Raw genomic sequence first — 21,086 nt, forward strand, 5'->3', positions numbered from 1 at the left:
GCCGCGCATCATGAGTGCCGAACAGATCCTCGTTGCAGCCGAGAAGGTCCGATCCGCCGGTCCCAGCGCACCGCGGCCCGGACGGGACCCGGTCAACCTACCGATGATTCGCAACTGGGTAGAGGCGATCGGCGACCGGAACCCCATCTACGTCGACGAGGACGCCGCGCGGGCCGCAGGTCACGACGGTATCGTCGCCCCACCGGCGATGGCGCAGGTATGGACCATGCAGGGGCTGCACGCCGAACGCCAGCCCGACGACCCGCTGGGCCGCATGACGACCATCCTCGACGAGGCCGGGTACACGTCCGTCGTCGCCACCAACTGCGATCAGACCTACCACCGCTACCTGAAGGTCGGTGAGGAGGTCACCATCTCCACGACGCTCGAAGACGTCGTGGGACCGAAGAAGACGGGCCTCGGCGAGGGGTGGTTCTTCACCACCCGCAGCCGGTGGACGGTCGCGGACGACGAGGGCGCCGACGAGGTCGTGGCCGAGATGCTTTTCCGCATCCTGAAGTTCGCCCCGAAACCCGCTGAACCGGTGGCACCTTCGGCGAACGGTCAGAGCGCGTCCTTCGACGACCTGGACCCATCGAAGATGATGCGGCCCAGCGCATCTCAGGACACCCAATTCTTCTGGGACGGTGTCGCCGCGCACGAATTGCGTATCCAGAAGCGGGCGGACGGGTCCCTGCAGCATCCGCCGGTACCGGCGCTGTGGAAGGACAAGGCGGAGTCGACGGACTACCTCGTGGCCTCCGGCCGCGGCACCGTGTTCAGTTTCGTCGTTCATCACGGGCCGAAAGTGCCGGGGCGCTCACTGCCCTTCGTGGTGGCCCTCGTCGAACTCGAGGAGGGTGTCCGCATGCTCGGTGAACTGCGCGGCATGGAGTCGTCCGCGGTGAGCGTGGGAATGCCCGTGGAGGCGATCTACCTCGACTTTCCCGGCGACGACGACACCGGTGGGGCGCCGTGGACCCTGTACGCGTGGCAGCCTGCGACGAAGGAGCACTGATGACCTCTACTCTCGACGTCACGGTCGGCACCACCCTGCCGGAGCTCGCGATTGCAGGCGATCCCACGTTCGTGGTGTCGTCCGCGCTGGCCACCCGCGATTTTCAGGACGTCCACCACGACCGCGATCTGGCGCAGAAGCGAGGGTCGAAGGACATCTTCGTGAACATCCTCACCGACACCGGTCTGGTGCAGCGGTTCGTGACCGACTGGGCAGGTCCGACCGCCGTCATCAAGTCGATCGCGCTCCGGCTCGGAGTTCCGTGGTACGCCTACGACACCTTGACGCTCAGCGGAACAGTGGCCGCGATCGACGAAGGTGTCGTCAGCCTCGACGTGCTCGGCAGGAACTCGCTCGGTTACCACATCACGTCGCAGGTGACGCTCGTGCTGAACGGAACCACGAACGGAGCCGGGGCATGAAGGGATTGTCGGGGAAGGCTGTCATCGCCGGCATCGGCGCCACCGATTTCTCGAAGGATTCCGGACGCAGCGAATTGCGGTTGGCGGCCGAGGCCGTGCTCGCGGCACTGGACGACGCCGGCCTGACACCGGCCGACGTCGACGGGCTCACCTCGTTCACCATGGACACCAATACCGAGGCGGCCGTGGCCCGTTCGGTCGGGATCCCGGACCTGAAATTCTTCAGCCGCATCCACTACGGCGGCGGAGCGGCGTGTGCGACCGTGCAGCAGGCTGCGATGGCCGTGGCGACCGGGGTCGCCGACGTGGTGGTGGCGTACCGGGCATTCAACGAGCGTTCCGGAATGCGGTTCGGCCAGGTGAATTCGGGTCTGGTGCAGCAGGTGAATTCCTCGGGGACCGACAACGCGTTCTCGTACCCGCACGGCCTGTCCACTCCGGCCGCATTCGTCGCGATGGTGGCCCAGCGCTACATGCACGAGTACGGCGCGACGAGTGCCGACTTCGGCCGGATCGCCGTCACCGACCGGAAGCACGCGGCCAACAACCCGCAGGCCTTCTTCTACGGCAAACCGATCACCCTCGAGGATCACCAGAACTCCCGGTTCATCGCCGAACCCCTGCACCTCCTCGACTGCTGTCAGGAGTCCGACGGCGGCATCGCGATTGTCGTCACCTCGCCCGAGCGAGCCAGGAATTTGAGGCAGAAACCCGCTGTGATCGCGGCAGCAGCGCAGGGGAGCGGCAGCGACCAGTACATCATGACGAGCTATTACCGGCCCGAACTCGCGGGATTACCGGAAATGGCACTGGTGGGCAGGCAGCTGTGGGAACAGGCGGGGCTCGGGCCGCAGGACATCGATATGGCGGTGCTCTACGACCACTTCACTCCCTACGTATTGATGCAGCTCGAGGAACTCGGGTTCTGCGGTCGCGGAGAGGCCAAGGACTTCATCGCCGACGGTGCCATCGACATCGGCGGCCGGCTACCCCTCAACACTCACGGCGGCCAGCTCGGCGAGGCCTACATCCACGGGATGAACGGCATCGCCGAGGGCGTCCGGCAGATCCGCGGCACGTCGGTGAACCAGGTGAAGGACGTGCAGCACGTGCTCGTCACCGCGGGGACGGGTGTCCCGACGTCAGGTCTGGTGCTGACGGCCTGACCTCCGGCCTGTTACTCCGCCGCGCAATGTGTTTCGCGACGTACTCGGCATCTCTGCCGACACCGCCGGTGAGCATCGAGGCGAACGCCCGGAGGAACGGGAGACCCACGAAGTACAGTCCGGGATGGTCCGGCGAGACCCCGCGGGATTGCTCGGGCCATCCGTCGGCGCCGGTCACCGGGATCCGGATCCACGAGGTGTCCTTGGTGAAACCCGTGCACCAGATAATGTTTCGGACGTCCAACTCGGTTCCGTCGTCGAGGACGGGCCTGCCATCGCGCACGCCCGTGACTTTCGCGGGGAAGTGTTCTACCCCGGCATCGGCAAGGTCGGCTCGCTTGACCCGTAGGAGTGGGCCGCCGCCGGACCGGACGTGCGGTCGCATCTTCCGTCCCATCGGAGTGCGTTCCGTGAGAATGTGATTGGCCATGAACCACATGATCGGGATCGCGATGTGCGCGGCGCGTCCCTCGATGTCGAACGGCACCTCGCCGCGGACAGGGCCGCAGATCGTGGTCCGATGTGCTCGAGAAACCTCCAACGCGATGTCCGCGCCGGAGTGGCTGCACCCGACCACCAGCACGGGTCCGTCCTGCAACTGGGCGGGGTTGCGGTAGTCGCTGGAGTGCAGTTGCCTGATCCGGGGGTCGAGTTGCTCGGCGAGATCCGGGATGACAGGTGTCTGCCAGGTGCCGGACGCGACCACGACATTGGTGGCCTCGAAAGTCTGGGCCCCGGCTGTGACGACGTACCCGTCGCCGCCCCGCGAAAGTCCGTCCACCGTGACACCGGTGCGAACGGGGAGGGAAAACCTGCCCGCATACGCCTCGAAGTAGTCGGCCACCTCGTCTTTGCCGGGCCATGTCCACGAACGTGCGGGAATGCCCCAACCGGGCAGGCCGTCGTATTTGGCTGGGCTGTAGAGACGGAGCGAGTCGAACCGCTCCCGCCACACGTCACCCACCCGGTCGTGGGCGTCGAGAATGACGAACCGTTGCTTGCGCCTGGCGAGGTGGTATCCGGTCGCGAGACCGGCCTGCCCGGCGCCGATCACGATCGTGTCGAACTGTTCTGTAGTCATGGTCATTGCCTCTTCGTCGAGGGTGGAAATCGTCAGCTACGACGCTATGACCGCACCCGGCCGGGGGGCTTCGGGAGAATGATGCAGAATTCTCCACCCGGCATGGGTAGTTCTATGCAGACGGCTCCACGAGACGATGCTCGTAGGCATACGCGGTCGCAGCGGAGCGGGAAGAGATTCCCAGTTTGAGGAAGATGTTGCTCAGATGCCGGGCCACCGTCTTCTCGCTGAGGAACAGGTCCTCGGCGACGGCGCGATTCGTCTTCCCCGCGGCCACGAGGCGGAGCACATTCAGCTCACGGGGAGTCAGGGGCGAAGCCGAGGATTCGGTTCCGACTTCCGTCCGTACCCGTTCCAGATCGGGAGCAGCGGCCAGGTCGCGGTAGGTCGCGGCGGCGAGATCGAACTCCATCCGCGCGGTGTCCACGTCGCCGAGCTCGCGGCACGCCCGCCCGATCAGCTCCCGCACGCGTGCCGCCTCGTACGGCGCCCCGATCAGGTTCCACCGTTCCCACGCCTCGCGGAGGACGGCCACTGCGTTCTGAGCCTGGGATTCCGCGAGCAGAACCGACCCCGACGCCTGCGCGGCCACGGCGTGGAGGTAAGGGATGTCGAGGCGTGCGGCGAGGGTTTCGAGTGCTGCTGCGGCGGCGCGGGCCGATGCGACGTCGTGCGCGGCGAGCATGATCTCGACGCATGCCGGGAGGAGTCGTGCCTGCTCGAGTGGATCGAGCGTCTCGTCCACCTCACGCCGGATGCAGGCCACCGCGCTGCCGACCCGGCCCTGCATCATTCGCAGCAGGGCAAGCCCGGGCCGCGGCGGCCTACCCCACTTGTTCGCTTCCGTGTACAGCTTTTCGGCCTGCGCGAACTCACCGCGCAGTCGATGGAGCTCAGCCATCAGATAGCTGGCGGACCCCACGGCGGCGTGCACCGTCGGCTGGGTGAGTCTTCGGTGTGCACGCCGGGCCGCCTCCATGGATTCCGCCCACGCGCCCTGCAGTTGCAGGATCTCGGCACGGTGGACGAGGCATTGGCCGCGGTAGGGCACCAGGTCCGGCTGCGCCGAACACCACCGCGTCAGTGCGGCAGTCCATTCCTGCGAGCGGCGGAGGTCGAAAATGCGCTGGCACTGCTCGATCACAGCGCAATACACGATTCCGGTGACGATGGGAGACACCTCCTCGGACGTCACCCGGATCATGGCCTCGTCGAAGGCCGCAACGCCGTCGAGGTGGCGCCCCAGCACGATCAGCGCATGGCCCGTCCCGAGCGCGCCCAGCGAGATGAGGTCGGGATCGGCGAACCGTTCACCGATGACTGCTGCGGTGGAGAACACCTCCCGCGCTGCGGCGCCGTCTCCCTCGGCCAGGCGCTGGAGTCCCAGGGGGACCAGGAGGTAGCCGCGTTCGGGGCAGTCGACACCCGTGGTGTCCAGTAGCTTCTGTGCCCTGCCCAACCAGCCGCCACCGCGAACCTGCTCACCTCTGAGGGACAGGGCGAGTCCGAGCCAGAATGCGCAGCGCGCCGCGCTCACGGGATCGCTGCTGCGTCCCCACTGGTTCACGGCCCGCGTCCAGAACTCGGTAGCGGCGTCGTCCTCACCGATCAGATAGGCAGCGACCGCGAGTCGCTCGAGATCCGTACCCCCGAGCGGTTCCTGCCGATCGGCGTTCGACAGTTGGGTATAGGCGACGCTCCAGTCTTGCCGGGTGTAGGCCTCGCGGCCGGTCCGGAGCGCCGACGTGTCGTCGGACATCACCTTCTCCTGCCGGTTTCGCAGTGTTGTGGAGGCGCTCGCATCCAGATTACCGCCGCGCTCGCTGCCCTCGCTGCCCTCGCTGCCCTCGCTGCCCTCGCTGCCCTCGCGTGGTCGCTGTGGAGTCGTTGCATCGCGCCTGAAGACGGGTTCTGGTCCGCAGACCAGGAGGCGGGGGCCTATATTCCCTGCACCCTGTCGGCGCCTCGAGTCACACTGGGTTCACACGCCGAGGAACGGGGAGTTCTGATGGTCGACGCGATCGCAGCCGAGGGGCTGGTGAAACGGTACGGAAAGGTCACCGCGCTCGGCGGTGTAGATCTCGCGGTCCGCGCGGGAAGCGTCATGGCCCTGCTTGGGCCGAACGGTGCAGGCAAGACCACCGCGGTACGCGTCTTCACTACCCTTCTCGTCCCGGACGAAGGATGGGCCCGGGTGGCGGGTCTCGACGTCATCCACGACGCCCGGGCTCTTCGGTCGCGGATCGGTGCGTCCGGCCAGTACGCAGCGGTCGACGAATACCTCACCGGTTTCGAGAACCTCGAGATGGTGGGCAGGCTCTACCACCTCGGTGCCAAGCGAAGCAAAGCCCGGGCCCGCGAGTTGCTCGAACAGTTCGATCTGGTGGAAGCCGGGGACCGGCCCGTGAAGGGGTACTCCGGCGGCATGAGACGCCGCCTCGACCTGGCGGGCGCCCTGGTGGCAGAGCCGGAGGTCCTTTTCCTCGACGAACCCACCACCGGACTGGATCCCCGGGCCAGACTCGGATTGTGGGACGTCATCGACGGCCTCGTGGCCAAGGGCACCACCCTGCTGCTCACCACCCAGTACATGGAAGAGGCGGAGCGGCTCGCCGATCAGATCGCCGTCATCGACCGCGGCAGCGTGATCGCACGTGGGACCGCCGACGAGCTGAAGGATCGCGTCGGTGGTGAGCGCATCGAACTGACCGTCCGGGAAGGTGCCGATCTCGAGGTGGTGCGAAACGAACTCACACCCCTGGCCGCCGGCCCGATCACCATCGAAGACAACGTCCGCCGGGTCACCGTCCCGGTGTCCGGGGGTTCGGACGCACTGGTCGAGGCCCTGGGCCGGCTGTCCGATCGTGGGGTGAAGGTATTCGACGTCGGGTTGCGCCGGCCCACGCTCGACGACGTGTTCCTCACCCTCACCGGGCACGAGGCCGAGGAGGAGCAAGTCTCATGACCGCACCACCAACCACCGCCCCGATGCACACCGCACTCGCCGACGGTCTCACCATCGCCAAGCGCAACATGATCAAGATCAAACGCGTGCCCGACCTCATCGTCTTCACCACGCTGTCGCCGATCATGTTCGTGCTGCTGTTCGCATACGTATTCGGAAGTGCCATCGAAGTTCCCGGGATGTCGTATCGCGAGTTCCTGATCGCCGGAATCTTCACCCAGACGGTCATCTTCGGGGCGACGTGGACCGGACTCGGCATGGTCGAGGATGTGCAGAAAGGGATCATCGACCGGTTTCGATCGCTTCCGATGGCGCCCTCAGCGGTTCTCCTGGGACGGACGTCCACCGACGTGCTGATCAACATCGTCAGTCTCGTGGTGATGTCGCTGACGGGTCTCGTCATCGGATGGCGTATCCACTCGAGTGTGGGTGAGGCCGTACTGGGCTACCTGCTTCTGCTGCTGTTCGCCTATGCGCTGTCGTGGGTGATGGCCGTGGTGGGGCTGTGGATCCGCACGCCCGAAGTGTTCAACAATGCCAGCTTCATCGTCATCTTCCCGTTGTCCTTCGTCGCGAACACGTTCGTCGAAACCACCAACCTGCCGGGACCGCTCAAAGTGATCGCGGAGTGGAACCCGGTGTCCGCACTCACCCAGGCCGTGCGCGAATTGTTCGGAAACACGAACCCCGCCATGGCAGTTCCCGACGCCTGGCCATTGCAAAATCCCGTGATCGCGTCGCTGGCATGGACGGCGGTACTGCTCGTCATCTTCGTTCCGTTCGCGATCCGGCGTTACAAGAAGGCGGTCAGCCGCTGACGTGTCGCCGGCTGCCGCTGCTCCCGGTGACCGTCGCTGCTCTGATGCATCAACGGGACGCTCGTTGCGTTGGATCGAACGAACGTCCCGTTCGTACAGGGGGAAGGGCCACGGGGCTGCAATTAATCGCGGGAATCGACGTCCCGGCCGGTTCCGAGGTCGGAGCAGTCGACCATCTCGGCTCCGTGAGCGGCGAGGTACTGCCTCGCGCCGGTGTCGCCGGTGAGGCTGTGACGTAGAGCTTCCCAGTGGTCGCGGCCGATGAGGACGGGATGTCCGGGTGCGTCGGTGTAACGGGCTTGCCGCAAGGCCGCTCGTGCGCTGCCCGGCGGAACGGAGGCGATGCGGCGTACAGCGTCGGCGTCCAGGTCGGGCAGATCGACGAGGGTGATGACGATGGCGTCGACGTTGTCGAACGTCTCCGCAACCTCCAAACCTCGTCGCAGCGACGCCGACATGCCCTGCTGCCAGTCTTTCGCCACACCCACGACGACCGGTACGCCGTCGGGTAGCAGACTCTCTGCCTCGTCGGCGCGGGCGCCGAGGACTACGAGGACGGGACGGCATCCGGCCTCCGCAAGAATGCGGACGCCACGCCCCAGCCACGGTTCTCCGTCGACGCCGACGACGAGCGCCTTGGGCATACCCATCCGCGAGCCGCCTCCCGCGGCGAGCAGCATGCCCCCGATCGTCACGGCTGGACGACCGCGGCCCGTTCGGCCGTCGACACCGCGATCGGCTCGCTGTCGGCGTTCTCGGAACTCGGAGGCAAGTACGGCACGCGTTCACGCTACTTCTCCTTCGAGAAGTTGGCTCCGGGGCCTGGAGGAACATCGGTCGTAGACTGACCGGCACCGGCCTCCGCACAGTGAGAGGCGCGACGCCGAGACGACGCATCGAAGGGGATGGACGCATGCTCGATCCGAAACGAGGCGGCTCGCCGGCCGGTCGGACGTTCGCGCGGTCGTGGGGTGGCTCGGGCAGTGTCATCGACATCGACGGACCCGTCCACTGGGTCGAGTACGGCGATCCGGAAGCAGGGTCGCTGCCGGTGGTGATGGTGCACGGCCTCGGTGGGTCCCATCTCAACTGGGTTCGGGTGGCCCCGGCGTTGGCGGAACGGACGCGGGTTCTGACGGTGGATCTCCCCGGTTTCGGACTCAGCCCGGCGGGGAAACGTCAGACGGGGATCCCCGCCAACGTGGCCGTACTTCACCGCTTCCTCACCGAGGTGGTGGGTGGACCGGTGATCCTGATGGGCAATTCCATGGGCGGCATGATTTCGATGTTCGAGGCGTCCGCCCACCCCGACACTGTTGCTGCACTCGTGCTCGTCGACCCGGCGCTTCCTGCGGCGCAGCGGATGCCGCATCCGCGGATCGCTGCGCAGTTCGCGATGTACATGACGCCCTTCGTCGGGGAGCGTTACCTCCAGTATTCGAGCCGGCGGATGACCGACCGTCAGCTGGTCGAGCGGGTCATCGACCTGTGCTTCGCCGATCCCGCACGGGCCTCCGAGGACGTCCTCGAGGCAGCGACCGAGCTGGCGAAGTACCGGCGCGAGCAGCCCTCGCAAGATGCCGCGTTCCTGCAGGCGAGCCGGTCACTGATGCGGGTGATGGCGCGTCCGCAGCGTTACCTGCAGGCCATGCGCGCCCTCGAACAACCGGTTCTCCTGCTCCACGGTGACCGCGACCGCCTGGTTCCGGTCGCCGCGGCGCGCAAGGTCGCTGCCGACAACCCGCGGTGGGACACCGTCGTACTGCCCGGAGTCGGGCACACCCCACAACTCGAGATGCCGGACGCGGTACTCGACCACGTGCTGACCTGGATCGACCGGCACGGGCTCGTCTAGCGTCGTCGCTCCCGTCCGGGTGTCGCCGGCAGCCGGCACGTAACCTCACTCACATAACTCGCATATCGAATGCGAATTAACGTATTTTCAGATCATGCAGCTCACCCGGTTCACCGACCTCGGCTTGCGGGTCGTCATGCGCCTGGCCGTCGCGGCAGAGGGGGACCGTCCGGGGAGCCGTCAGGTCGCCGAGGAATTGGCGGTGTCCTACACGCACGCGACAAAAGTGATCACCCGGCTCGCTGAACTCGGCATCGTCGACGCGCGCCGCGGCCGCGGGGGCGGCCTTGCCATTACCGAACTCGGCCGCACCGCCTCGGTCGGGTGGCTCGCCCGCCGCCTCGAGGGAGACGGGGAGGTGGTCGAATGCGACGGCGCCCAGCCGTGTCCGCTGCGATCGGGTTGCCGGCTGCGGTCGGCGCTGCGCCGTGCGCAGGAAGCGTTTTTCGCGTCGCTCGACACTGTCACCATCGACGACCTCACTCAATCACCGACCCGCGCCGTCCTGCTCGGACTGCCCCGGCCGGCCGACACAAATTTCCAGTTCTCTTCCGCGATCGGAGAATGACATGCTCTCGCCCACTTCCACGGAAATCATCCGCGCCACGCTGCCCGTGGTCGGTGCCGCCATCGGCGACATCACTAGCCTGTTCTACCGCAGAATGTTTGCCGCCCACCCCGACCTCGAACGCGACCTGTTCAACCGGGGCAACCAGAAGCAGGGTGGTCAGCAGAAAGCGTTGGCGGGGGCGATCGCCGCGTTCGCGGCTCTGCAGCTGGAACCCGATCAGGCTCGCGTCGATTTGATCCTCTCGCGGATCGCGAACAAACATGCCTCGCTGGGAATCGAGCCCGCCCAGTACGCGATCGTGCACACCCATCTGTTCGACGCCATCGTCGAGGTGCTCGGTGACGCCGTCACTCCGGAGGTGGCCGCCGCCTGGGACGAGGTGTACTGGATGATGGCCGAGACCCTGATCGCGATGGAAGCCGGTCTCTACCGCGCAGCAGGGGTCGCGCCTGGTGACGTCTGGCGGCAGGTACGTGTCCGTGAGCGCCGCCACGAGTCCGCCGACACCGTCTCCTTCGTGCTTACCTCGGTGGACGGTGTGTCCCTGCCCGCCTTCGCGCCGGGGCAGTATCTGTCGGTGGGGGTTCACCTTTCCGACGGCGCCCGGCAGATCCGCCAGTACAGCCTCTCGTCCGCTCCGTCGCACGAGGATTGGCGAATCACCGTCAAACGGGTAGACGGGCAGATGCTGTCCGATGGATCGCACTCGCCTGCGGGAGAAGTGTCGAACTTTCTGTACCGCAATGTTTTCGAGCATGACCTGCTGGACGTGACCACCCCGTTCGGTGACCTGGTTCTGCAGGACGACGACGCGCCGCTGCTGCTGATTTCGGCCGGCATCGGGTGCACGCCGATGATGGGCATGCTCAGCCACCTCGCCGACACCGAGGACACCCGCCCGATCTCGGTGCTGCACGCCGACCGCTCGCCCAGTAACCACGCCCACCGGGCGGAGTTGACCGAACTCGTCGAGCGGTTGCCGTTCGCGGTCATGCACCGCTGGTACGAGGACCTCGGCGCGCGTCGCCCCCGAGGGGGACCTGCGGAAGGGGCGAGCCGACCTCGGGGAGATCACCGTCGCCCCCGGCACCCGGGCCTATCTCTGTGGGCCGCTGCCCTTCATGCTGGGCATGCGCGAAGCCTTGCTCGAGAAAGATGTTGCGGCCGAGAACATTCATTACGAGGTTTTCGGCCCGGACAGCTGGGCGGCCGCCCCTGCATGAGCACTTCACCGGCACGCCTCGGTACACGAGCAGGGTGCGCAGCCGTCTCGTGGCGGGTGAGTTCGACTGCACCGGAAAGGACATCAGATGACTACCGCGCACGCCGTAGCAATCGCCGTGACCTTCGTATGGCTCGGAATGGTGGTGGCGATCTCGTTCGTGGAGGCGCCGCTGAAGTTCCGGGCACCCCGGGGTCACGGTGCGAGTGGGACTGGGTATCGGGCGGCTCGTCTTCCGCGCTCTCAATTCCATCGAAATGCTTTGGGCGGCAGCACTGGTGGCCGCGATCGTCGTCGACGCCCCACCCGTCCATGTCATAGTCGTGGCGATGGCGGCGGTCGCGGTGCTCGTCGTGCAGTTGGCCGTTGTCCGGCCCAGGCTGACGCGTCGGTCCGACCGGATCCTTGCCGGTGAAGAAGCTCCGCGCTCTCGCGCACACTGGGCGTATGTCGGATTGGAGTCGGTGAAGGTGCTCGCCCTCCTGATCGCCGGAATATTCCTCCTCGGCCAGTAGATCGCGCGCCGATCCTGGCGGCCTAACTGTCGGCTGGGGGTTCGGCGTCGGCAGCTCCCCGTGATCCTGCGATCGACTGCGCGAGGGCGCGGAACAAATGAGTGAGTTCGGGGCGGGTTGCCGTTCCGCTGCGGACTACCCCGCACACCGGGATGCGCAGGAGGTCGTGCGACTCGCGCATGAAACTGAGCCCGCGCCGGGGAGTCGCGTCGGCGGTGTCGGCGTACAACACGGTCCACGACAGGGGAGTGGTGAGGACGTCGAGGGTGGCCGTGTGGTCGCTGGGAATCGAGGGCCCGAGCTTTACGCGTTGCCCGACCTGCCGGAAGGCGTCCTCGACCACGGTGTGGATCAGCACCTGACTACTGCGCGGCGGCAGCAGTAGCGGATAGGGCGCCAGTTCGCTGAGGTCGACGGTCGAAAACTTGGACAGCGGATGTTGAGCCGAGGTGACGATCACCAGATCTTCGAGGCCGAATTCGATTGTTTCGAGTCCTGGTCTGTCGACGCCGCCGCGGATCAGGGCCAGGTCTGCATCACCGGACGCCACCGCGGTCATGCGGTCGGTGAAATCCTTGATGACGAATTCGATGTCGAGCTGTGGGAACTCCTCGCGCACAAGGGATATCGCCTCCAGGCTTTGGGTGGCGAAGCTCATGCTGGCGCTGATTCGCAGCCGATTGCGGGGGTCGAGTCCCACCGAGAGTGCGCGCGCCTCGAGGCTCATCATTTCTGCCGCGATCGGCATGAGGCGTTCGCCGGCCGCGGTCAGGCGCGTCGCACGGGTGGACCGTTCGAGTAGGGCCGTGCCGAGTTCGTGCTCGAGCTTGGCTATCTGGTGGCTGATCGCCGACTGCGAGATGAAGCATCGCTCCGCCGCTCGGGAAAAACTGCCTTCTTCACCGACCGCGAGGAAGTAGCGCAACTGCCGGAACTCCATGACCCCAGGCTACCGCGCCGACGAGCATTTATGAGCGATCGAGATAACACAATTTCGATTTCCCCAGGTTATTGGCAATCAGGCTCATCGGATCCATAAGGTGGGCTCATACGCAACGCTAAGCACAGGAACGCTGGCAGAGGAGGTTTTCGGTGGATCGCACACAGGTCGTCATCGTGGGATCGGGTTTCGGCGCCCTCGCGGCGGCGAAGAAGCTCGGCAAGGCAGGCACGCCGTTCGTGCTGATTTCCGAGACCACCGAGCACCTCTTCCAGCCACTGCTCTACCAGGTGGCCACGGGTGTGCTCTCGCCCGGCGAGATCGCGCCGTCCATCCGCGCCATCCTCGCCAAGTATCCCAGTGGTGACGTCCGGCTCGGCCGTGTCGTCGACGTCGACCCGGACAAGCGTGAGGTGGTCTACGAGGCAGGCGGGATCCGCCACACCCTCGGCTACGACACTCTGATCGCCGCGACGGGTGCTCGTCAGGCGTACTTCGGCCGCGACGAGTTCGCCGAGGTCACGTACGCCCTCAAGACGGTCGCCGACGCCGACCGGTTGCGCCGCCAGATCGTCCGCTGCTTCGAAGAGGCGCACACCACGTCGGACCCGGAACGTCGTCGGGATCTGCTCCACTTCATCGTGATCGGCGCGGGGCCCACCGGGGTCGAACTGGCAGGTCAGATCAAGGAACTGGCGGGACGTTACTTCGAGAAGTCGCTGCGGGACGTCACCGCCGAGGACGTCACCGTGACCCTCGTCGAGGGTGCGGGGGAGACGCTGCCCGTGTTCGGCGGCAAGCTCAGCAAGTACACGCAGGACTCCCTCGAGCGTGCAGGGGTCGAGGTGGTCCTCGGCACCATGGTCACCGATATCGACGAGCACGGTGCCACCTTGTCGTCGCCCGGTAACGGGTTCGAGAAGCGACTGACGGCGGAGACGATCATCTGGTCGGCCGGCATTCAGGCCAACGACTTCGCGGCGGTGCTCGCGGAACGGACCGGGTGTGAGACCGGCCGCGGCGGTCGACTGCTGGTCGACGAGGACCTCACTGTGGGCCGCTACGACGACATCTATGCCATCGGCGACATGGCTTCGCTGAACAACCTCCCGGCTCAGTCGCCGTTCGCGATGCAGGGTGGCCGTCACGTCGCGGCGATCATCAACGGAAAGCGGGCGGCCGGAACACCCTTCACCTATCGGGACAAGGGCAGCATGGCGATCATCAACCGGTTCCGCGCGATCACCCGCGTCGGCAAGATCGAGTTGACCGGTGTACTCGCCTGGTTCCTATGGCTTGCCGTCCACCTCGTCTACCTGGTCGGATTCCGGAACCGCTACGTGGCAGTGATGTCGTGGTGTGGATCGTTCCTCGGTCATCGGCGCCCGCACTTCCACTACGCGCAGGAGATCGAACCTGCCGACTCGAACGAGCTGGACCGGGCGGCCTAGAACTCAGGACGCCCCGGCCCGCCGGCCCGCGACATAGACCTCGGCGATGGAGGTATCGCGTATCCCCATCAAGAGCGCGAACAGGGTCTGATCGCGGGCCAGGTCGGGGTCGGCGGCGCGGATGCCATGGCGCAGTAGTCCGTCGAGCGCCGGGGTGCCGGACGGATCGACGACGACGAAGTCGGCTTCCTTACCGACGTCGAAGTTACCGAATCGGTTCTCCATGTCCAAGGCTCTGGCACCGCCGAGGGTACCGATGAACAGCATTTCGGCCGGATGCATCGATACTCCGTCGTCCCCGGGTTCGTTGATGTGCACTTTGAACGCATCGCCGAGCACCCGCGGGATCAACCATTCGTCGCCGCCGCCGAAATCTGTGCCCGCGGAGATGTTGACACCCGAGGCGACCGTCCGCTTCCACGGCATCGTTCCGGATCCCAGGAACAGCTGCGAGACCGGACAGTGCGAGACGGACGTACCGGTCTCGGCCATCCGTTCGAGCTCGACGTCCTGGCAGTGCACGCAGTGCGCGAGGATGGTTCGTCGGCCCAGCAGGCTCTTCCCGCCCACCTGGGAGCCGGGCAGGAACTTCCCGTCGTAGGTGTCCAGGTATGAATTCACCTGGTACACCTCTTTGGTCGAGTCCACCTCTCCGGTTCCCGGGCGATTGTTCTCGTTGAGATGCGAGTGCACATACACCCCGCGGTCCCGCACTTCGTCGTACAGTTCCCCGAGGTTTTTCAGGGTCTCGGTCGTCACCGACAACGAGAACCGAGGGACGATAGCCACATGCAACAGCGCGGTGGCGACATCACCGGTATCCGCGCCGTGCCACTTGTCGATCTCTTCGCGGGTCAGCCGGATGGCGTCCTCTTCGGATGTCATCAGTGGCTGGGCGGTGCCGACACCGACAGTCTGAATGCCGCGACCGCTGACGATACGCAGACCGGCCTTCTTCGTCTCGGTGAACAGGGCGTCCTGTGCATGCGGAAACGCCGACCCGAACACCATCGCGGCCGTAGTGCCCGCCGAGATGCGACGGTGGGTGAACTCGACGGCCGCTTGCTGCGCGAACTCCGGATCGGCGAACTTCGTTTCCGACGGGAACATGCACAGGGTCAGCCATTCCAGCAGTTGTCCGCCGCCGTAGGAGTCGCCGGCGTAGGTCTGCGGAAAATGGATGTGGGTGTCCACGAACCCCGGCAACAAGAACCCGGGCCGGTGGTCGTGCACGGTGCCGGACTCATATTCCGACGGAATCTCGGTTCGGTCGCCGCAGAACGCGATTCGCCCGGAATCGTCCAGGACCAGTGCGCCGTCGGGAATCGATACGAGAGCGGCCGCGGCTTCGGTCACTGTCGGTGCGCCGGCGATGTGGAAGATGTGCCCGAGGTGGATGTGCGTTGCCATGTGATGAACTCCCGTCCAGTAGCGGCCAGTACTCACAATGCCACCGATCCGACCCATATCGTGGCGAAACAGACCGAGCACTCGACCGTACGAACAGGTGCAAGTACACAACCGGGACGGGCTACGGGGCCTCGAGGTGACCGACACGGGCCGTGGTCATCTCTCGCCACACCCGTGCCGGAGTCATCGGCAACCGTCGCAAGCGAACGCCGGTGGCGTCGGCAATGGCGTTGGCCAAGGCCGGGGCCACCGGGTTGTACGGCGACTCGCTCATGGATTTGGCGCCCCGCGGACCTAATTGGTCGTAGGTGTCCGCGAAATACACTTCGGTCTCGGGGATATCGGCCAGTTGGGGGATGTGATAGTTCCTCAGCTGAGGTCCCAGAACCGTTCCGGCGCCGTCGAGGCGGATCTCTTCATACAGCGCACTGCCGATCGCCTGAGCTACGCCTCCCTCGACCTGCCCACGGCACTGCTGCGGATTGAGGACGGTCCCTGCGTCGGCGGATTGAACCGACTGCAGAATTCGTACCTCACCGGTGACCGTGTCGACGGCGACCCGGAATGCATGCACGTTGAAGACCACCGAGCGGGGAGTGCCGTCGTGCCGACCCTCGGCTCGAAGCACGCCCTCGGCCGCGAGCTTGTCCCATTCGATCACTTGGGTGCCGATCCGGACGCCCTCCGGTGTCAGCGAGCATTCCGCGTCCTCGGCGACACCGGCGATGCGGCGCGCGGTTCCGGACAGAAGTGCGCGCAGACTGCTGCACGCCTGATCGACTGCCTTTCCGGCAACCACACTTCCGGCCGACCCGAACGCTCCCGTGTCGTGCCCCGTGAAGTCGGTGTCGGACTGGCGGATGATGATTCGATCGGTGGTGGTGCCGAGCGCGGTTGCCGCGAGCTGCGCGTGCACGGTCGTGGTTCCGTTGCCGAATTCGGCGGTTCCTACCCGCACTTCGTAGTGGCCGCCCGCGACGAGAGTGCAGGACGCTTCCGCGAAGTGCCCACGCGGCGGAATGGTTGCGATCATGGACGCCGCCATGCCCTCGCCGACTTTCCATCGCGGGCCCTTCGGTGGGGTAACTCCATTGCCCCGGCGCAGGGCTGCCTCGGCGAGATCGAGGCACTGGTCGAGCCCGTAGCTCCCGTAGGTGAGGTCGTCGTGCGCCACCTCGGCTTCGACGAAGTCGTCCCCCGGAACGATCACGTTGCGGCGGCGGAAGTCGAAGGGGTCGATGCCCAGCTTTCGGGCAAGCTCGTCCAACGCCGACTCGATACCGAAAATGACCTGTCCGAGCCCGTATCCGCGGAAGGCGCCCGACGGCAAGTTGTTGGTGTACACGGCGCGGGCATCGACCCGCTTGTTGGGGGAGCGGTACAGTGCGACGGACTCTCCACAGCTGTGGAACATCACCCCCGCGGAATGATTCCCGTAGGCTCCGGCGTCCGACAGCACGTCCACGGCGAGCGCGGTCAGCCTTCCGTCTCCATCGGCCCCGGCCCGCACCGCGACCCGCATGGGATGGCGGCACGGCGCGGTGGTGAACTGGTCCGAGCGGGTGAATTCGTACTGCACGGGCTTACCGGTGCGCAAGACCGCAAGCGCGACGAGGTCCTCGACGAGCATTTCTTGTTTGGCACCGAATCCACCACCGATTCGGGCGGTGAACACCCGGACCCCGGAACGGTCCAGCGTGAAGAGTCGTGCCAGTTCGTCGCGTATGAGAAAGGGAACCTGAGTGCTGCTCCGGAGGGTCAGTCGCCCCTCGTCGTCGAGCCAGCCGATGGCGGAATGCGTCTCCAGATGGACGTGTTGCACGCGCTGCGTCTGCCACGTCCCCTCGACCACCGCGCCCGACGCCCGGGCCGCCTCGAGTCCCGAGTCGACGTCGCCGACCTCACCGTGTAACTCTGCCACCAGATTCCGGGTGGGATCCGCGATGCGCGACTCGGCGCCCTTGTCGGAGTGGAGGAGGGGCGCGCCTGCCCGGTGTGCCAGGTCCGGGTCGAACACAGGCTCCAGAATATCGTAGTCGACGTCGATCAATTCCGCTGCGTGGCGGGCAATGTCGACCGAGTCGGCGACCACCGCCGCGACACGCTGCCCGACGAACCGCAGCACGGTGTCGAAGACGTAGGTGTCGTCCGGGTCGTCGGTGCGGAGTTCGTGGCGTGCGGTGGAGAAGGCGATGTCCGGGCTGTCTCGGTGGGTGAGTACCGCGTGGACGCCGGGCACTCCCTCCGCTGCGGCGGTGTCGATGCGGGTGATCCGCGCATGGGCGTGCGGGCTGCCGAGGACGTGGACGTGGAGCAATCCCTGGACCCTGACATCGAGGGTGTACGGTTCGGCCCCGCACACCACCCGGGTGGCGGCGGGGGCAGGAATCGAACGGCCGGAGGAGTGACCGCTCGAGTCGTCCTCGGTGGTGCAGATTCCGCCGACTGCATCCCGGATCGCGCGGTAACCTGTGCAGCGGCACAAGTTTCCCTTCAGGGTGCGGGGAAGGTCGGCCCGTTGATCGGCGGTGAGCGCAGAAGCAGTGACTACCATTCCCGGAGTGCAGAATCCGCACTGGAAGCCGGCCGCAGCGACGAACTGCTCCTGGACGGGATGTAGTCGTTCGGGGCTCCCCAGCCCCGCGGCCGTCGTCACCTCGAGGCCCTCGGCACGGTGCGCCGGAATGACGCACGAATGCACGGGGTGGCCGTCGAGCAACACTGTGCAGGCGCCGCAATCACCGGCGTCGCACCCCTTCTTGACCGCGAAAACGTCGTGGTCCCGCAACAGCGTGCGCAGGCACTGACCGGGCCGCGGGTCGGCGTTCACCGGCTGCCCGTCGACGGTGAACTTCATGTCAGTCCCTCCCTGATCTCCTCCGCGAGGACGGCGGTGACATGGCGCCGCCAGTCGACGACACCGTGTGCGTCCGTGAAGTACGCCTCGAGTGGAATATGTTCCGTCAGTGCAGTGTCGAGTGCGTGAGGGTCGGGAACGTCGGGGAAGCGCAGTACGAACGGGCGCAGGGTCGACGCGGTGACGACGAGCGTGAATCCGTCCGGTCCGAGTCGTCCCGCCAGGAGTGCGCCGGACCGGCCGAGCGGCGAATAGGCGATCTTGCGGAGCGTCGTGCGGCTCCGGAGTGCCGATCCCGGGAAATGAATGCTGCGGATCAGTTCGCCCGGATTCAGCAGGGTGCACCCGGCGCCGGTAACCAACTCGAGCACCGGGATTCGCCGTTCGCGCCCCTCGGATGCCCAGAGCAGCACCTCGGCGTCGAGTGCGCAGCATGCGGTGATCATGGCGCCTGCCGGCAGTCCGAGCGCGAGATTTCCCCCGACGGTGGCGGTGTGCCAGATCTTCCACGACGCGACGAGCGCTTCGGCGCACGGGCGGAACAGGCTTGTTCCGATCCATTGATCGGGATATGCGGTGTGGCAGAGTGTTTCGATGGTGCACGTGGCGGCCACCTCGAGCTCGTCGGGGTGCACCGTGACTGCCTGCCAGCCCAGAGTAGTGAGATCTACCAGGTGGGTGAGGCCCGGTTGCGGTTCCGAGTACAACCAGGTTCCGCCGGCCAGGTACGCCGATCCCGGTTCCGGCACGGGAAGTTCCGCGCGCGTGCGCGGTGTGGCGATGTCGGTGACGAACGAGAGGTCCACGGTGTCACCCTCCCACGCTCGACCACCGGGCGCCCGTCGACGAGCTGTTCCTCGGGCGGCCGTTCGGCGTCAACTCAGCCAACCTGCGTAGGCAGACCACGCCGGCCCGGGGTCCGGAGCGTCGGAACGCTGAACCGTCGCCTGGATCAGGCCGTAGGGGCGGTCGGCGGCGTGAAACACCTCGTTGTCGTTCTCCACACCAAAGCGCCCGAGGTCGTGCGCGAAGTGATGCTTGTTGGGCGCAGACAGACGCACCTCCGCGAGCAAAGGACAGCGCTCGAGGACTGCCTTTCCGATTTCGTAGAGTGTCTGCTGCAGGGCCAACGAATGCACCGTCGCGAATGTGGACACGATCTGTTCCTTGATGTCGGTGTACACGCTGTTCCAGTCGACCTCGGTGGTGACGAACCGCCATTGCACGACGAGTGACGTGGCCATCACCCGGTCGTGGGTCTCTTCGAGGACGGTGTACTCGTCCTTCAGGAACCCGAAGAACTCGCTGCCCGTGGATTTCAGAATCACCAGATCCTTCAGGCCCCCGACCACCCATGTTCCGTCGGCGTCGACCGTGACGGCCGCGGTACGCACTTCCTCGCCCTTCCGCACCCAGGTGTGATCGTGCTCGGCACCCTCGACCACGGCCCGCGCCCACGAGTACTCCTCGATCTCGATGCGCGCGCCCTCGACCGGTTCGACGTCGTTCACGAAATGCCGCGCCAACGCCAGCCCGTATTCCTCGATGGCATCGAGTCCCTTCTCCTTCGCGTAGGAGAAGGCGGTCTGCTTCTGACTATCCGTGGGCAGCACGGTGCTCTGATCACCCTCGAGGTGCGCGGCGGAGAAATCACCTCGGAGACAGGTGGAGACGCTCACGTCCCGGATCTCGTGCCGCGGGCTCTCGCGGTAGATCCGGACGATCCGATTCTCGGCCTTCCCATACTGGTTCTTACCCAGGACGATCTTGCCCCCGAGGTGGGGGCCGTTGTTCGGATTACTCACGTTCAGCTCCCGCGATAGGTGGAATAGCCGTAGGGGGACAACAACAACGGAACGTGGTAGCCACGCTGGGGATATCTCAACTCGAAGGTGACGGTCACCACCGGGTAGAAGGTGTCCTGGCCGCGCCGACCGAAATAGTCACCGGTGTCGAACACGAGGCAATACGTCTCCGCGATCAGGCCCTCGGGTGCGATCTCGGGGATGCGGCCGTCGGCGTCGGTCATCGCTGAGGCGATCGGTTCACCCTCGAGGGATTCGAGCCGCACGTGCAGTCCTGCTGCCGGGTCACCGGTCGTTGCGTCCAGCACGTGCGTGCTGAGGATTCTGGTCATCAACGTCCTCCTTCGGTGGAGTGGTTCAGCAACCGTACGAGACGCAGCCGGTTGATCGCGGCGAGTTCCGCCCGTAGAACCCTGCGCTCGGTGCTGCTGTCGTTGTCGAGGCGTCGGTGTAGCACGTCGAGCAGTTCCTGCGCGGAACGTCCGGACGCGCACACGAGGTAGACGTGCCCGAACTTTGTCTCGTACTCCTCGTTTCCCGCGCGAAGTTTCGCCCGCAACTCGCGGTCGGCGGAAGCGACTGCGGACTGCTCACGCGCCGACGACGCGTTGTCGGGGCGGTCGCCGATGCGCGGATGCCCGGCCAAGGCCTCGTCGATCTCGGCTTCGGTGAGTTCGGCGAGAACCTCGTCGGCGCGGGTATAGAGCTCTTCGGCCGTGCGGAACGGCCGCGCGGCGGCCACCCGGCGCGCCCACACCGTCGACGAACAACACTCGGTCAGTAAGGCGACGGCCTGCTCGTCGCTCCACTCGTTCACTGTGCTCAGGCCGGGCGGTTCGGTCATCGGTGCTCCTCCCGTGAGCCTTTCTGGTACATCTGGCTACCACAAAGGCGCACAGGTGGCGCGTCGACTTACCGATCTAGTTACACCCGAGCGATTTGACGACTTTATGTAGGTTATGCAACCCTACGTAAGTTGTCCCACGGGGT

General features: G+C 66.0%; 18 protein-coding genes and 2 pseudogenes. 10 read left to right on the forward strand and 10 right to left on the reverse strand.

The window, feature by feature from the left end; genetic code table 11:
* Positions 1 to 10: 10 nt before the first annotated feature.
* From CBI38_RS03940 to CBI38_RS03950, 3 genes are read left to right on the forward strand one after another with little or no spacing between them, the layout of a single operon-like run.
* A complete protein-coding gene (locus tag CBI38_RS03940; protein ID WP_109326546.1) occupies positions 11 to 1,018 on the forward strand; it encodes a bifunctional MaoC family dehydratase N-terminal/OB-fold nucleic acid binding domain-containing protein in 1,008 nt (335 codons plus the stop codon).
* Entirely contained in the window at positions 1,018 to 1,440 is a 423-nt protein-coding gene (locus CBI38_RS03945) for a MaoC family dehydratase (RefSeq protein WP_109326561.1), read from the forward strand. Before CBI38_RS03940 ends, CBI38_RS03945 begins: the two co-directional genes overlap by 1 nt.
* Positions 1,437 to 2,606, forward strand: a complete 1,170-nt coding sequence (locus CBI38_RS03950; protein WP_109326562.1) for a lipid-transfer protein — start codon at positions 1,437 to 1,439, stop codon at positions 2,604 to 2,606. Before CBI38_RS03945 ends, CBI38_RS03950 begins: the two co-directional genes overlap by 4 nt.
* Here CBI38_RS03950 and CBI38_RS03955 read toward each other — a convergent pair.
* Complete coding sequence (locus CBI38_RS03955) at positions 2,557 to 3,687, reverse strand: flavin-containing monooxygenase (protein ID WP_109334836.1); 1,131 nt, start codon at positions 3,685 to 3,687, stop codon at positions 2,557 to 2,559. The genes CBI38_RS03950 and CBI38_RS03955 overlap by 50 nt on opposite strands.
* Positions 3,688 to 3,799: 112 nt before the next feature.
* Entirely contained in the window at positions 3,800 to 5,446 is a 1,647-nt protein-coding gene (locus CBI38_RS03960) for a helix-turn-helix transcriptional regulator (protein WP_109326568.1), read from the reverse strand.
* Between the two features lie 249 nt (positions 5,447 to 5,695).
* Between CBI38_RS03960 and CBI38_RS03965 the strand changes: the two genes are divergently transcribed.
* Positions 5,696 to 6,652 carry an ATP-binding cassette domain-containing protein gene (locus CBI38_RS03965; protein ID WP_109334837.1) on the forward strand — a complete coding sequence of 319 codons (957 nt, stop codon included), beginning with the start codon at positions 5,696 to 5,698 and terminating at the stop codon, positions 6,650 to 6,652.
* Entirely contained in the window at positions 6,649 to 7,470 is an 822-nt protein-coding gene (locus tag CBI38_RS03970) for an ABC transporter permease (protein ID WP_374436226.1), read from the forward strand. The genes CBI38_RS03965 and CBI38_RS03970 overlap by 4 nt, the downstream gene beginning before the upstream one ends.
* Before the next feature lie 122 nt (positions 7,471 to 7,592).
* On the opposite strand, the gene CBI38_RS03975 is transcribed toward CBI38_RS03970, so the two are convergent.
* Positions 7,593 to 8,165 (reverse strand): nucleotidyltransferase family protein, encoded by a 573-nt coding sequence (locus CBI38_RS03975; RefSeq protein WP_109326576.1) that lies wholly within the window; start codon positions 8,163 to 8,165, stop codon positions 7,593 to 7,595.
* Between the two features lie 218 nt (positions 8,166 to 8,383).
* On the opposite strand from CBI38_RS03975, the gene CBI38_RS03980 reads away from it, so the two are divergent.
* The 4 genes and pseudogenes from CBI38_RS03980 to CBI38_RS03995 all read left to right on the forward strand — a co-directional run bounded on the left by CBI38_RS03980 (position 8,384) and on the right by CBI38_RS03995 (position 11,633).
* The gene (locus tag CBI38_RS03980; RefSeq protein ID WP_109326577.1) at positions 8,384 to 9,325 is read left to right on the forward strand and encodes an alpha/beta fold hydrolase; all 942 of its coding nucleotides are present in this window, start codon (positions 8,384 to 8,386) and stop codon (positions 9,323 to 9,325) included.
* A gap of 94 nt (positions 9,326 to 9,419) precedes the next feature.
* Positions 9,420 to 9,893, forward strand: a complete 474-nt coding sequence (locus CBI38_RS03985; protein WP_109326599.1) for an RrF2 family transcriptional regulator — start codon at positions 9,420 to 9,422, stop codon at positions 9,891 to 9,893.
* A 1-nt stretch (position 9,894) separates the two neighbouring features.
* Positions 9,895 to 11,119: pseudogene (locus tag CBI38_RS03990) on the forward strand (globin domain-containing protein).
* Between the two features lie 87 nt (positions 11,120 to 11,206).
* A pseudogene (locus CBI38_RS03995) lies at positions 11,207 to 11,633 on the forward strand (hypothetical protein).
* Between the two features lie 22 nt (positions 11,634 to 11,655).
* Here CBI38_RS03995 and CBI38_RS04000 read toward each other — a convergent pair.
* On the reverse strand, positions 11,656 to 12,573 hold the full coding sequence (locus tag CBI38_RS04000) for a LysR family transcriptional regulator (protein WP_109326600.1): 918 nt from the start codon (positions 12,571 to 12,573) through the stop codon (positions 11,656 to 11,658).
* 152 nt (positions 12,574 to 12,725) lie between these two features.
* On the opposite strand from CBI38_RS04000, the gene CBI38_RS04005 reads away from it, so the two are divergent.
* On the forward strand, positions 12,726 to 14,024 hold the full coding sequence (locus tag CBI38_RS04005; protein WP_109326606.1) for an NAD(P)/FAD-dependent oxidoreductase: 1,299 nt from the start codon (positions 12,726 to 12,728) through the stop codon (positions 14,022 to 14,024).
* 3 nt (positions 14,025 to 14,027) lie between these two features.
* Here the strand turns inward: CBI38_RS04005 and CBI38_RS04010 are convergent, their stop codons facing one another.
* From CBI38_RS04010 to uraD, 6 genes are all read right to left on the reverse strand, one after another.
* Positions 14,028 to 15,434: a guanine deaminase gene (locus CBI38_RS04010; RefSeq protein ID WP_109326607.1), complete on the reverse strand. Its 1,407-nt coding sequence runs from the start codon at positions 15,432 to 15,434 to the stop codon at positions 14,028 to 14,030.
* A 121-nt stretch (positions 15,435 to 15,555) separates the two neighbouring features.
* Positions 15,556 to 18,291, reverse strand: a complete 2,736-nt coding sequence (locus tag CBI38_RS04015; RefSeq protein WP_109326608.1) for a molybdopterin-dependent oxidoreductase — start codon at positions 18,289 to 18,291, stop codon at positions 15,556 to 15,558.
* Positions 18,288 to 19,097 carry an FAD binding domain-containing protein gene (locus CBI38_RS04020; RefSeq protein ID WP_109326609.1) on the reverse strand — a complete coding sequence of 270 codons (810 nt, stop codon included), beginning with the start codon at positions 19,095 to 19,097 and terminating at the stop codon, positions 18,288 to 18,290. The genes CBI38_RS04015 and CBI38_RS04020 overlap by 4 nt, the downstream gene beginning before the upstream one ends.
* A gap of 69 nt (positions 19,098 to 19,166) precedes the next feature.
* Positions 19,167 to 20,096, reverse strand: coding sequence for a factor-independent urate hydroxylase (gene pucL, locus CBI38_RS04025; RefSeq protein WP_162603179.1), 930 nt, complete (start codon positions 20,094 to 20,096; stop codon positions 19,167 to 19,169).
* A gap of 2 nt (positions 20,097 to 20,098) precedes the next feature.
* Complete coding sequence (gene uraH / locus CBI38_RS04030; protein ID WP_109326610.1) at positions 20,099 to 20,428, reverse strand: hydroxyisourate hydrolase; 330 nt, start codon at positions 20,426 to 20,428, stop codon at positions 20,099 to 20,101.
* Positions 20,428 to 20,940 (reverse strand): 2-oxo-4-hydroxy-4-carboxy-5-ureidoimidazoline decarboxylase, encoded by a 513-nt coding sequence (gene uraD / locus CBI38_RS04035; RefSeq protein ID WP_109326611.1) that lies wholly within the window; start codon positions 20,938 to 20,940, stop codon positions 20,428 to 20,430. The genes uraH and uraD overlap by 1 nt, the downstream gene beginning before the upstream one ends.
* Between the last annotated feature and the right edge of the window lie 146 nt (positions 20,941 to 21,086).

Source organism: Rhodococcus oxybenzonivorans (genome assembly GCF_003130705.1).
Taxonomy (GTDB): domain Bacteria; phylum Actinomycetota; class Actinomycetes; order Mycobacteriales; family Mycobacteriaceae; genus Rhodococcus_F; species Rhodococcus_F oxybenzonivorans.

Bases quoted from the DNA above. Each gene is read 5' to 3' on its own strand.
- CBI38_RS03950 (WP_109326562.1), top strand. From the start codon at position 1,437: ATGAAGGGATTGTCGGGGAAGGCTGTCATCGCCGGCATCGGCGCCACC.
- uraD (WP_109326611.1), bottom strand. From the start codon at position 20,940: ATGACCGAACCGCCCGGCCTGAGCACAGTGAACGAGTGGAGCGACGAG.
- CBI38_RS04015 (WP_109326608.1), bottom strand. From the start codon at position 18,291: ATGAAGTTCACCGTCGACGGGCAGCCGGTGAACGCCGACCCGCGGCCC.
- CBI38_RS04010 (WP_109326607.1), bottom strand. From the start codon at position 15,434: ATGGCAACGCACATCCACCTCGGGCACATCTTCCACATCGCCGGCGCA.
- CBI38_RS03970 (WP_374436226.1), top strand. From the start codon at position 6,649: ATGACCGCACCACCAACCACCGCCCCGATGCACACCGCACTCGCCGAC.
- CBI38_RS04000 (WP_109326600.1), bottom strand. From the start codon at position 12,573: ATGGAGTTCCGGCAGTTGCGCTACTTCCTCGCGGTCGGTGAAGAAGGC.
- CBI38_RS03965 (WP_109334837.1), top strand. From the start codon at position 5,696: ATGGTCGACGCGATCGCAGCCGAGGGGCTGGTGAAACGGTACGGAAAG.
- CBI38_RS03940 (WP_109326546.1), top strand. From the start codon at position 11: ATGAGTGCCGAACAGATCCTCGTTGCAGCCGAGAAGGTCCGATCCGCC.
- uraH (WP_109326610.1), bottom strand. From the start codon at position 20,428: ATGACCAGAATCCTCAGCACGCACGTGCTGGACGCAACGACCGGTGAC.
- CBI38_RS03955 (WP_109334836.1), bottom strand. From the start codon at position 3,687: ATGACTACAGAACAGTTCGACACGATCGTGATCGGCGCCGGGCAGGCC.
- CBI38_RS03980 (WP_109326577.1), top strand. From the start codon at position 8,384: ATGCTCGATCCGAAACGAGGCGGCTCGCCGGCCGGTCGGACGTTCGCG.
- CBI38_RS03945 (WP_109326561.1), top strand. From the start codon at position 1,018: ATGACCTCTACTCTCGACGTCACGGTCGGCACCACCCTGCCGGAGCTC.
- CBI38_RS03960 (WP_109326568.1), bottom strand. From the start codon at position 5,446: ATGTCCGACGACACGTCGGCGCTCCGGACCGGCCGCGAGGCCTACACC.
- CBI38_RS03985 (WP_109326599.1), top strand. From the start codon at position 9,420: ATGCAGCTCACCCGGTTCACCGACCTCGGCTTGCGGGTCGTCATGCGC.